This window comes from Sphingobium sp. SG1 (genome assembly GCF_057063145.1).
In genome coordinates this window covers 78,833-89,985 of record NZ_JBVVOJ010000009.1, presented here as the reverse complement: position 1 = coordinate 89,985, position 11,153 = coordinate 78,833, and the positions used below count along the sequence as shown (strand labels likewise).

At 65.3% G+C, this 11,153-nt stretch carries 9 protein-coding genes; 1 reads left to right on the top strand and 8 read right to left on the bottom strand.

The features are described from left to right. Window positions 1-11 precede the first annotated feature (11 nt). The 4 genes from AC0KVN_RS18530 to AC0KVN_RS18515 all read right to left on the bottom strand — a co-directional run bounded on the left by AC0KVN_RS18530 (window position 12) and on the right by AC0KVN_RS18515 (window position 3,713). Window positions 12-926, bottom strand: coding sequence for a hydroxypyruvate isomerase family protein (locus tag AC0KVN_RS18530; RefSeq protein WP_435567592.1), 915 nt, complete (start codon window positions 924-926; stop codon window positions 12-14). Then, complete coding sequence (locus AC0KVN_RS18525) at window positions 923-2,215, bottom strand: MFS transporter (protein ID WP_435567593.1); 1,293 nt, start codon at window positions 2,213-2,215, stop codon at window positions 923-925. Before AC0KVN_RS18525 ends, AC0KVN_RS18530 begins: the two co-directional genes overlap by 4 nt. Window positions 2,216-2,283: 68 nt before the next feature. Then, window positions 2,284-3,348, bottom strand: a complete 1,065-nt coding sequence (locus AC0KVN_RS18520; RefSeq protein ID WP_435567594.1) for a sugar phosphate isomerase/epimerase family protein — start codon at window positions 3,346-3,348, stop codon at window positions 2,284-2,286. Then, window positions 3,345-3,713 carry a c-type cytochrome gene (locus tag AC0KVN_RS18515; protein WP_097385111.1) on the bottom strand — a complete coding sequence of 123 codons (369 nt, stop codon included), beginning with the start codon at window positions 3,711-3,713 and terminating at the stop codon, window positions 3,345-3,347. The genes AC0KVN_RS18520 and AC0KVN_RS18515 overlap by 4 nt, the downstream gene beginning before the upstream one ends. 126 nt (window positions 3,714-3,839) lie before the next feature. Between AC0KVN_RS18515 and AC0KVN_RS18510 the strand changes: the two genes are divergently transcribed. Continuing rightward, window positions 3,840-4,976, top strand: a complete 1,137-nt coding sequence (locus AC0KVN_RS18510) for a Gfo/Idh/MocA family protein (protein WP_435567595.1) — start codon at window positions 3,840-3,842, stop codon at window positions 4,974-4,976. A gap of 45 nt (window positions 4,977-5,021) precedes the next feature. Here the strand turns inward: AC0KVN_RS18510 and AC0KVN_RS18505 are convergent, their stop codons facing one another. The 4 genes from AC0KVN_RS18505 to AC0KVN_RS18490 all read right to left on the bottom strand — a co-directional run bounded on the left by AC0KVN_RS18505 (window position 5,022) and on the right by AC0KVN_RS18490 (window position 11,140). Then, window positions 5,022-6,167: a glycoside hydrolase family 43 protein gene (locus tag AC0KVN_RS18505; protein ID WP_125997991.1), complete on the bottom strand. Its 1,146-nt coding sequence runs from the start codon at window positions 6,165-6,167 to the stop codon at window positions 5,022-5,024. A gap of 77 nt (window positions 6,168-6,244) precedes the next feature. Next, window positions 6,245-7,258 (bottom strand): cupin-like domain-containing protein, encoded by a 1,014-nt coding sequence (locus tag AC0KVN_RS18500; RefSeq protein WP_435567596.1) that lies wholly within the window; start codon window positions 7,256-7,258, stop codon window positions 6,245-6,247. Beyond that, window positions 7,255-7,965, bottom strand: coding sequence for a SapC family protein (locus AC0KVN_RS18495; RefSeq protein WP_278984913.1), 711 nt, complete (start codon window positions 7,963-7,965; stop codon window positions 7,255-7,257). Before AC0KVN_RS18495 ends, AC0KVN_RS18500 begins: the two co-directional genes overlap by 4 nt. Window positions 7,966-8,113: 148 nt before the next feature. Beyond that, a complete protein-coding gene (locus AC0KVN_RS18490; protein WP_122129920.1) occupies window positions 8,114-11,140 on the bottom strand; it encodes a TonB-dependent receptor in 3,027 nt (1,008 codons plus the stop codon). Window positions 11,141-11,153: the final 13 nt, after the last annotated feature.

Genomic DNA, 11,153 nt, shown 5'->3' with positions numbered 1-11,153 from the left:
CTCCTCTCATCTTATATTTGGTCGATGGCGCGATAAGCGGCGACCAGCCGATCCTCGCCCTCGCGTCCGGCCAGCGAATTGCCATGTTCCATGCCGATCACGCCGCCATAATTGCGGCCCCGCAGCCAGCGGACGATATTGGCGTAGTTGATCTCGCCGGTGCCCGGTTCCTTGCGGCCGGGATTGTCGCCGAACTGGATATAGCCGACCTCCGCCCAGCAGGCCTCCAGCGTCGGGATCAGGTTCCCGGACTGGATCTGCTCATGATAGAGGTCCGCCAATATCTTGACGCCCGGACTGTTGGCGCCGCGCGCCACCGCATAGCCCTGGGCGATCGACTGCATATAGACGCCGGGATGGTTGGTCCGCGTATTGAGCGGCTCCATCACCAGCGTCAGGCCGTGCGGCGCGACGATGTCGCCGGCGCGGCGCATGCAATCGATGATCCGGCCGGTCTGGATATCCTGCGGCACCTTGCGGTCCATGAAGCCGGTAACGACGGTCGCATGTTTCGCGTTCAGCCGCTTGGCGACCTCCACCGATGTGCGGATGTCGGCCAGGAAGGCTTCGCGTTCGGCATCGTCATTGCTGCCGAGCAGCGGGCGGAACTCCGCCCATTTGGGCATGCTGGCGACGAACACGCCCATGGTCATGCCGCGCTGCGCCAGCGCCCTGGCCATGGCTTCCTGCTGTTCGACCGGACGCTTGCGTGCCTCATTATCCTCCCAGGCGCGAAAGCCCTGGTCGGCGGCATAGGCGATCTGCTCCAGCAATCCGCCCCGGCTGGTAAAGCTGCCTTCATGCGGGGCGTAGCCGAGCGAGAAGCGGGCGGCATTGGAGGATCCCTTGCCGGCCGCAGCGGCGATGGCGGGGCTGGCGGCTGCGGCGACGCCGGCGGCGATCAGGTTTCTGCGCGACAGCTTCATGCCACGGCCTCCGCCCGACGACCGGCGCGCCGGTCGGACAGCCAGATCAGCCCGAACACGACCAGCAGGATCAGCGGCACGAAGGCGAGGCGGGCGAAGGATTGCGACGCGGCCGCATCCTCCACCGCGCGCAACGCCGGTCCGGTCAGGCGGGTGAAGGCTTCCGGCCCACCGGCCAGTTCCACCTTGGCCTGATCGAACATCTCGCCCAGCCGCGGCAGCACGAAGAAGCTGGCAAGCGCGCCGGCCGAGCCCACCAGCCCCAGCGCCCAGGCGTCACCGCGCGGATAACGTTCGGCCACCGACGCCAGCATCGTCGGCCACATCGCGCATACGCCCAGGCCCCAGACGGTGGAGGCGAGGATGGCGGAGGCGGGCGACTGCGCCTGCGACAGCATGAACAGGCCGATCGCGGCGAGCAGGCTCGACACCCAGAGCAGGCCGGGGTTGGACAGGCGGCCGGCGATCCGTCCGGCAAAATGGCGGAACACGAACATCAGCGCGCTGACATAGACCAGCAGCAATATGCCGCGCATGCCGACCCGGTTGCTGAGCGCGACGTCGAGCCACTGGCCCGGCGCCAGTTCGGACGAGGCTGTCAGGAACATCGCGCTGAACCAGATGAAGAAGCTGGGGCGACGGACCACCTCCAGCATCATGTCCTTCATCGCCCGGCTGCCGGCGGTGGCGGGCGGTGCGGGGAAGCGGGTGGTGGAGGCGATCAATACGACGCCGATGGCGGGGATATAGGCCAGCGCCATGATCGCCTGCCAGGGCAGCGCCGAGGCGAGGAACACGCCGGCAAGGCCGCCGACGATAAGCCCGCCGGGATACCAGGCGTGCAGCACGTTGAGGCGATGGGTCGTATCCTCGGGGTAGAGGCGGGCGGTCAGCGGATTGATCGACGCTTCGGCAAAGCCCCAGCCGATGCCCGACAGCAGCATGCCCAGCCATACGAGGTGATAGACGGTCATGCCGGTCGCCATGCTGCCCGCACCCACGATCAGCGTCGTGCCGATCAGGAAGGCGATGCCGCAGCCGATCAGCACGCGGCGGATGCCGATCGTGTCGAGAAAGGCGCTGACGACGAAGACGGTGATGGAAAAGCCCAGGAAGGCCGATCCCAGCGCCGCCCCGATCATCTCGCCGGCCGCGATCGGGGCGATCGGGTCGATCCATTCCGCCTTCAGGCTGCTCGCCACCGCCGCGCGGAGCGATGCGCTCATCGAGGCGGTGAACAGCGCCAGGACGCTCAGCCAGAAAAGTCTGTGCCGGTTAATCGCCGTCATGTCGGCTCCTCTCCCTTTGGTCCCGCCGGCCTTCCGGTCGGGACATGTGTCGATCGTCGGTTGCGGTGTCAGCTGAGCCCCAGCCAGCGCCGGTTGTTGGCGGGATCACCGCCCCCTGCGAAATCGTCGAAGGCCCGTTCGGGCCGGCGGATCATGTGCGCTTCGATGAAGGGCGCGCCTTCGCGTGCGCCATCCTCGGGATGTTTCAGGCAGCATTCCCATTCCAGCACCGCCCAGCCATCATAGCCATATTGGGTCAGGCGCGAGAATATGCCGGTGAAGTCGACCTGGCCGTCGCCCAGCGAGCGGAAACGGCCGGGCCGGTCGACCCAGTCGGCATAGCCGCCATAGACGCCCGCGCGACCGGTCGGGTTGAACTCCGCATCCTTGACGTGGAACATCCTGATGCGGTCATGATAGAAGTCGATGAACTGCAGATAGTCCATCGCCTGCAACACGAAATGGCTGGGATCATAGAGGATGTTGGCGCGCTTGTGGCCGCCGACAGCATCCAGGAACCGCTCGAAGGTCAGGCCGTCATGCAGATCCTCGCCCGGATGCAGTTCGTAGCAGAGGTCGATCCCCTGTTCGTCGAACGCGTCCAGGATCGGGCGCCAGCGCTTCCCCAGTTCGGCAAAGGCCTCTTCCACCAGACCCGCCGGCCGCTGCGGCCAGGGATAGACGAAGGGCCAGGCCAGCGCGCCGGAGAAGGTCGCATGCGCCTTCAGCCCCAGCCGCCGGCTGGCCACGGCCGCCAGCTTCATCTGCTCGACCGCCCAGGCTTGCCGCTCGGCCGGCTTGCCGCGCAGTTCGGCCGGCGCGAATGCGTCGAAGGCGGCATCATAGGCCGGGTGGACCGCGACCAACTGGCCCTGCAAATGGGTCGACAGTTCCGAAATCTCGACCCCGGCCTCGCTGCAGCGACCGATCAGCTCATCGCAATAATCCTGGCTTTCCGCCGCCAGCTTGAGGTCCATGCAGCGCGGATCGTTGCTGGGCACCTGAATGCCCTTATAGCCGGCCTGCGCCATCCAGCGCGCGGCATTGTCCAGATTGTCGAACGGGGCGGCATCGCCCATGAACTGCGCCAGGAAGATGGCCGGGCCGCGCATCGCGCCCTTCGCCGCCGTCATTTCACGCTCTTGAGATAGGTGATGATCGCGGCGCGCTTGGCCGGATCGGGCGTGGAGATGGGCATGCGGCTGCCGGGCACCTTCTTGGTCGGCGCGGCGAGATATTCGTCCAGCGCCTTCTCGTCCCATTTCAGCTTCGACGCCTTGAGCGCGGGGGAATAGTTGAAGCCGGCCAGGGTGCCGGCGGTGCGGCCGACGACGCCGACCAGATTGGGGCCAAGGCCGCTCTTGCCGCCGGGCTGCACGCTGTGGCAGGCGCGGCAGGCGTTGAAGGCCGGCGGCGCCGCTGGTGCGGTCTGCGCCTGGCTCGATATGGCGGGGATCATCACTGCGCCCGTTGCGAGCGCTACCAGGCCGAAGCCCATTACCCTTTGCACCCTCGACTCTCCGTCTTGTCTGTGGCTTTTATTTACCGGTAAACTGTTCCAATATGATCGGAAGATCAAGAGGCAGAATGAACGGTCTGTCGACTAATTACGAAGGAGAAGAGGATGGCAGGAAAAGCGTTGCGCCTGGGCATGGTCGGCGGTGGCGAAGGCGCCTTTATCGGGGCGATCCACCGCGCTGCCGCAGCACTGGATGGTGATTGGCGACTGGCGGCCGGCGCCTTCAGCGGCGACACGGATCGCAACCGGCGCTCGGGCGAGGCGCTGGGAATCGACCCGGCGCGCACCTATGATTCGCTCGACGCGCTGCTGGCGGGCGAACAGGCGCTGCCGGCGGACGAGCGGATCGATGCCCTGTCGATCGTAACGCCCAATCATCTCCACGCGCCGATGGCGATCGCCGCGCTCGACGCGGGTTTCCATGTCTTCTGCGAAAAGCCGATGGCGCTCGATCTGGCCGAGGCGCGCCAGATCGCTGCCGCTGCCGAACGCTCGGGCCGGCATTTCGGCCTCGCCTTCACCTATAGCGGCTATCCGCTGGTGGAAGAGGCGCGGGCGCGCGTCGCGCGCGGTGATTTCGGCAAGATCAGGCTGGTGCAGGTCGAATATTCGCAAGGCTGGCTCAGCCAGGCGATCGACCGCGATGGCAACAAGCAGGCCGAATGGCGCACCGATCCCGCCCGTGCGGGCCTGGGCGGCTGCCTGGGCGACATCGGCACCCATGCCTTTCACCTGGCCGAACATGTGTCGGGCCTGCGCGTCAGCGAAATCTGCGCCGACCTCAGCATCCATGTCGAGGGGCGCCGGCTCGACGACGACGTCAATGTGCTGCTGCGCCTCGACAATGGCGCGCGCGGCATCCTCAAGGCCACGCAGGTCGCGGCCGGCGACGAAAATGGGCTGAAACTGCGCATCCATGGCGAACATGGCGGGCTGGAGTGGGCGCAGATGGAGCCCAACACGCTGACCCTGCGCTGGCTGGATCGGCCCACCGAAGTGCTGCGCGCGGCCGGGCCGGGCCTGCTGCCCTCGACCCTGCCGCTGCTGCGCACGCCCAGCGGCCATCCCGAAGGCTATATCGAGGCGTTCGCCAATCTCTACCGCGCCTTCGCCACGCGCATCCGGGGCGGCGAAGCCTGGTTCCCGTCGGTCGGGGACGGTCTGCAAACCATGGGCTTCGTCGAAACCGTCATCGCCAATGCGGCGGGCGACGCCAAATGGACCACGCTGCCCGGCGCATGACATGAAGGGGGAAGCGCGACATGATCGCCGCGCTTCCCTCAATCCTCAGTGCGCGGCGCCCTTCTTGGGCAGCAGCGGATTGATCGTCTGGATGCTGCCATCGGCATTGTAGCGCAATTCCGTCACCTTGACGTTGCGCAGGCGAGTCTGCCCCGACAACTGGCTGTCAGCGTAGAATAGCCAGGACTTGCCGCCCCATTCGACGATCGAATGATGGGTGGTCCAGCCTTCGACCGGCTCCAGGATACGGCCCTTGTAGGTGAAGGGACCATAAGGAGAATCGCCGACGGCATAGACCAGATAATGGGTGTCGCCGGTCGAATAGCTGAAATAATATTTGCCATCATGCTTGTGCATCCACGACGCCTCGAAGAAGCGGCGATCATGGTCGCCGCCCAGCAGCGGCTTGCCCTTGTCGTCCAGGATCTGGATCTCGCGCGGGGTTTCGGCAAATTCCAGCATGTCGCCGTTCAGCCTGGCGACGCGCGGCGCGATCGCCGGCTTGTCATCCTGTTTCAGGTCGGTCTTCGACCCGTCCGGATCATATTTCCCGCCGATATTGCGCTGCAACTGGCCGCCCCAGATGCCGCCGAAATAGATATAGCTCTGGCCGTCGGCGTCGGTGAAGACGGCCGGATCGATCGAATAGCTGCCCTTGATCGGTTGCGGCTGGGCCTTGAACGGCCCCATCGGATCCTTCGAGGTCGCCACACCGATACGGAAGGCGCCTTCCTTGTCCTTGGCCGGGAAGTAGAGATAATAGGTGCCGTTCTTGTAGGCCGCGTCGGGCGCCCACATCTGCTTGTCGGCCCAGGGCACATCCTTCACGTCCAGCGCCACCGGCCCGACCGTCACCGGCCCGCCGATCTTGTCCATCGACAGGACATGATAGTCGCGCATCTCGAAATGGCTGCCCAGATCATCCTCGGGCGTCGGCCCGTCAATGTCGTGGCTGGGATAGACATAGATCTTGCCGTTCCACACATGGGCGGACGGATCGGCGGTGTAGATGTCGCTGACCAGCGGCTGGGACAGATATTCGGACGCATCGCGCTTGCCGCTCGCGGCATTGCCGGCCGCCTGTTCTGTCTTCTGTTCGCCCTTCTGTTCCGGCGCCTGCTGGCAGGCGGCGAGCGCCAGTCCCAGGGCCAGCGGCCATGCGTGCAGGCACATTCCGCGCTTGATCGTCATATCATCCTCTCCTTGCGATTTGCGCAATTGATAGCGTTATCATAAATCACGCGCAACGATCGATTGGCACCGCCCTTTCAGCGGTTGAGGCGTTGCATCACCATGGCCCGCAGGCGTCGCGCCTCCAGCGGCGTCAGCGGCGCCAACGGTCCCTTCGCATGATCGGGCAGATGGTCGCGCGCATGCTCTATCGGTCCGAACAGATAATGGTCGAACAGCGCGCGCCAGGCCATGCGCTCGGGCTCCGGCCGCTCGCGGATGCTGAGCAGCCCGTGCAGCAGTGTCGCCATCGGCGTGTCGATGAAGTCGGGGACGGCGTCCCACCAATAGTTCATCATGATGTTGAAGCCGTCGCGCGCCTCGACCTGATGCCACCAGAGCGCCGGGTAGAAGAGCGCGTCGCCCGGCTCCAGTTCGGCCACCTCACCGGCCGCCAGCGCCTGCGCAAAGCGCGGATAACGGGCCAGGTCGGGCGCCGCGGGATCGACCATGCTGACCACCTGGCCGCCGGGCGTCGGCGATAGCGGGCCGGGATAGAGATTGCCCACCTGATCGGGCGGAAACAAAGTGAAGCGCCGCCGCCCGACCAGGCAACAGGCCAGGTTGTGCGAGCTGTCATAATGGGTCGCGGCGACTGTCCGGTTGCCGATCCACAGGCTGACGGTCGGCACCGCCGCACCGAACAGGCCGGGCAGGTCATGGTCGGCGCGCAGGCCGGGGAAATAGCGGTCGACATCGGTCGATCCGATATAGATGGCCGGTCCGTCGTCACTGGCATCCGCCCGGATCCTATCGAGATAATGGGGCAGCGGCGCCTGCCCGCGATCGAAATTGAAGCCGGTCAGTTCATCATTGTAGAAGAAGCGGCCCCCGGCCTCCTGCGCCCCGACATAGCCGGTGACCGGCGCGCCGCCATAATTGGCCAGCAATCGGTCCATCGCCGCCTGCGCCGATAGCCGCCCGGCAGCGACCAGTGGCCAGCCATCGACCAGTCCGCCGATCACGACCGGCCTCTGCGCCGCCATCAGATCGTCGAGCCAGCCAGGCGTCAGGTCGCTGGCGGCAATCCGCCGGGTCTGGCGCAGCGTCACGCCGCCTGCCGCGCCCGCTTGCGCACGATCAGATCCTCGATATTGGCGAGCGAGGAGCGGATCGCATAGGCCAGTTGCAACAGGCCCGCCTGATGCAGCGCCTGCAGCGTCGGACCATCCAGCGCCTCCAGCCGATCGGCATCGATGGTGAAGCGACCGGCAATGTCATAGCGCTGCGCGTCGTCGATCGCGATCTCCAGCGCAATCGGCGCCAGCAGCCCGGCCTGCTCGAACGCGGCAAACATCGGCGCGCTCAGGCCATGGCCCTCATGGATGGTGCGCAGCGCATCGGCGACATGATCCAGATAGGGCGCATTGCCGCCATGGGGCAGGAACAGCGCTTCGCCCGCCGCGCCGACGCGCGGATCGTCGAGGTCGACATGGATCACCGGATGATCTTCGCCGTCGCGCTGCTGCATGCCGATCAGGAAAGGGCCGCGCCGATGGACGGCGGGCACATAGCGTGCGGTCCAGCCCCCGGCGTCGAGAAACAGATTTTCGTCGCGATCGAACCCCAGCAGCGCCGTGAGCTGCCAGGCGCCCTGGCCATCGCGCTGGATCAGGATCGGATATTCCCGCTGGATCGCGTCGATCTCGGTCGGGAAGATCAGGGTCTGGTTGACGGCATCCCCAAAGGCAGCGCCATTGCCCGGTGCGACCCGAAGCGCGGCATGGGTGATGGGATCGAGTATCATCGTGCTGGTCATGGAATATCCGGCGTGCCGCATGAACGGGCGGCCATAGTAGGGCGTCGGCGGCGCAGGAAAAGCCCTTTGCGTGGCCCGCCTCGATGCAGTCCGCACGACGCAATTGTGAAAGTCGGGGCCGCCCGGCAGGACGGCCCCGGCTCCCCCCTTAGAAGCGGAAGCGCCCACCCAGCAGGAAGCGACGGTCCAGTTCCTGCGCATACCACAGGTTGCTCTTGTCGCGGCCATAGGTGCGGATGTCGCTCTCGGTCAGGTTGATCGCCTCGAACGAGACGGCAAACTGTTCCGACACATCCCAGCTGATGTTGAGATCGAGCTGGCCGAACGGGCGCACGAACACCGGGTTGCGATCGCCGCCGCCACGGTTGGCCGACTGCAGGAACTTGTCGCGCCAGTTATAGGCGAGACGGGCCGACAGGCCGTTCTTGTCATAGATCAGCGTGGCGTTGGCGGTATCCGACAGGCCGACCAGCGCGAACTGGTCCTCGCTCGGATCGGCGCCGACATCGATGCCCACGTCACCCCGGACCAGCGTATAGGCCGCCGACACACCGAAACCGGTATTGCCGAAGAAATGCTGGGCCGCGAGTTCGAAGCCCCAGATCTTGCCCTGCCGGTTGTTGATCGGCTGCGTGACCTCGAAATCGTAGAGCGGGTCATTGGCGTCCGGCGTCAGGTCGACTTCGGTCAGCACCTGGTCGATGAAGGCCTGGCTGAGCGCCCCGTTCGAATAGTTCGCCTGGAACTGCTGTGACGCGGCATCGATATTGCCCTGCTGCTGCAGCAATGCTGTCATCGTGAACAGATTGACGTCGCTCGGGTCAGCCCCCAGCCGCTTGAGTTCAGCCAGTGCCGTGCCCGATCGCGATCCCGCCGCGCCCGAACTGACATCGCGCAGCCCGAACAGGTTGCGCGTCGTCTGGCCGGTGCCGACGAAGTTCTGCACCCGCTTTTCGAACACGCCCGCCGAAATATAGCTCGACGGCTTGTAATACCATTCGAACGACAGATCGAGATTGTCGGAAATCAGCGGTGACAGGCGAGCATTGCCGGTCGAGCCAGTGGCAAAGCCACCGAGCGCGATCGGGCGCGGCGGCGTGCCGACCGAGCTTGCCACGAACAGATTGCCATAATCGGGCCGGGCAATGGTCTTGCTGAACGAGAAGCGACCGATGAAATTCTTCGCCAGCTCGATCTGGAAGTCCATCGCGGGCAGGAAGTTGTTGTAATTGCCGCTGTCCGAAACCGGCTGGACCTCATCCGACACCACCAGAGTGAAGTCGTTGTCCGACACCCAGTTGATCGCCTGCGGCACCGCCACCAGCGATGTCGAACGCACCTTGGTCCGTTCATAGCGCGCGCCGACCACCAGCGATGCCGGACGGCCCGCCAGTTCGCCCTTCCAGGTCAACTGGCCATAGGCGGACCAGATATCCTCCTTGACCCGGTTATCCTCCTGCTGGGTGATGCCGATCGCATTGCCGCGCTGGGCATAATAAGGCGACAGCGCATTATAGAGGTCGACGGCGCTGCCCTGGAAGGCGGTCAGCGTCGCGCCCTGGCCCTTGGCATCGAAATTGTCGAACTTGCAGACCAGGCAATATTCCTGCAGCACACCCGGCGCGACCGATGCGATATCGCCAACATTGCTGATGCCCCAGTCGCCCAGCGTCTGCTGCGTCTGGGTGCGGGTCTGGCGCATCTTGGACGTGCGGTAATTGGCGCCGACATCGAAGCGGCTGCCGCCATCATCCAGTTCCCAGCCCAGGTCGGCGCGGATCTCGTTGAGCCGCTGGCGCTGCGCCGAGGACACGGTGCGGCCCATCTGCGAACCCAGGTCACCCAGGTCCAGCACGCCATTACCGTTGCCGCGCAGGGCATCGTTGATGGTGATCGACTGAACCGGGATGACGCCGCTGAAATCGGCCGACTGCGATGCCACGATCGGCGCGCCCAGGCCCACCAGCGTCGAACTCACGCCATTGGGATTGTCCGGCGAGCTTTGCGCCAGGCCAGTATGGCCGTCGATCGACAGGGTGACGCGGTCGTTGATCTCCCACTTCGCGTTCAGGCCATAATCCTGCAACCGGTTGCGCACGCCGCGTTCGGCCTGTTCGAAGGCCGCGTCCTTAACGCCGGCGATATTCTCCTGCAGATAGCTGGTCGTGGCGACCACCGGATTGCCGTCAAACTCCACCTGGGCGAAGGGCCGGTTGAACCAGTTGCCCTGGCTGGCACGCTGTTCCCGCTGCTTGTTCTGGGCGAACAGCGCGTCGGCGGTGAAGGTCAGCGTCTCGGTCGGGCGGAATTGCATGACCGCCGATCCGTTGATGCGCTCGCGTGAACCCTGCGAATAATAATAGCTGCTGTCATTGGGCACCGACACCAGGGTGTTGGGGTCGGTCGGCGCGTTGCTGATCTGGGTATTGGCGTTGACGAAGCCGTTGGCCGGATCGGCGAACTGGCTGTAACGGCGGATGTTCCAGTTGTTGACGGTCGCGCCGCGGGTCGAGAAATTGCGCTTCTGATAGCTGCCGAAGATCGAAACGCCGAACACTTCATTCTCGTCGCGCCAGCTCAGCAGGCCCGATGCTTCGGGCGTGATCTTGGCCGGGTCGCTCAGGCTCTTCTCGACGCTGGTGTCATAGAGCGCCTTGACGCCGATCGTGCCGCTGAAGCCCGCCTCGCGCGCGTCGAGCGGCTTGCGGGTGACGACGTTGATCGACGCGCCGATGCCGCCCGACGGGATCGCGGCGCGACCGGTCTTGTAGACTTCCAGCGTGCTGACGCCTTCCGACGCCAGATTGCCGAAGTCGAAGGAGCGGCTGGTGCCCGACGAATAATCGGCATTCTGGTCGCCGCCGACGGAGGTGACATTGGCCGATGGCAGCGCGCGCCCGTTCAGCGTCACCAGGTTGAAGCCGCCGCCAAAGCCGCGGACCGTGACCTGCGACCCTTCGCCATTGACGCGGTCGATCGACACACCGGTGATACGCTGCAGCGATTCCGCCAGGTTGGTGTCGGGGAATTTGCCGATATCTTCGGCCGAAATGGCATCGACCACGCCGCTCGAATTGCGCTTGATGTCGATCGCGCGATCAAGGCTGGCACGCACGCCGGTGACGATGATGTCGGCTTCGGCATTCTGGACGGCTGCGTCCTGCGCCTGCGCCACCGTTGGTGTAACG

What these genes read in the sequence shown, in the direction of transcription:
- AC0KVN_RS18530 (WP_435567592.1), bottom strand. Translation starts at nt 926, where the DNA reads ATGAAGCTGTCGCGCAGAAACCTGATCGCCGCCGGCGTCGCCGCAGCC.
- AC0KVN_RS18525 (WP_435567593.1), bottom strand. Translation starts at nt 2,215, where the DNA reads ATGACGGCGATTAACCGGCACAGACTTTTCTGGCTGAGCGTCCTGGCG.
- AC0KVN_RS18520 (WP_435567594.1), bottom strand. Translation starts at nt 3,348, where the DNA reads ATGACGGCGGCGAAGGGCGCGATGCGCGGCCCGGCCATCTTCCTGGCG.
- AC0KVN_RS18515 (WP_097385111.1), bottom strand. Translation starts at nt 3,713, where the DNA reads ATGGGCTTCGGCCTGGTAGCGCTCGCAACGGGCGCAGTGATGATCCCC.
- AC0KVN_RS18510 (WP_435567595.1), top strand. Translation starts at nt 3,840, where the DNA reads ATGGCAGGAAAAGCGTTGCGCCTGGGCATGGTCGGCGGTGGCGAAGGC.
- AC0KVN_RS18505 (WP_125997991.1), bottom strand. Translation starts at nt 6,167, where the DNA reads ATGACGATCAAGCGCGGAATGTGCCTGCACGCATGGCCGCTGGCCCTG.
- AC0KVN_RS18495 (WP_278984913.1), bottom strand. Translation starts at nt 7,965, where the DNA reads ATGACCAGCACGATGATACTCGATCCCATCACCCATGCCGCGCTTCGG.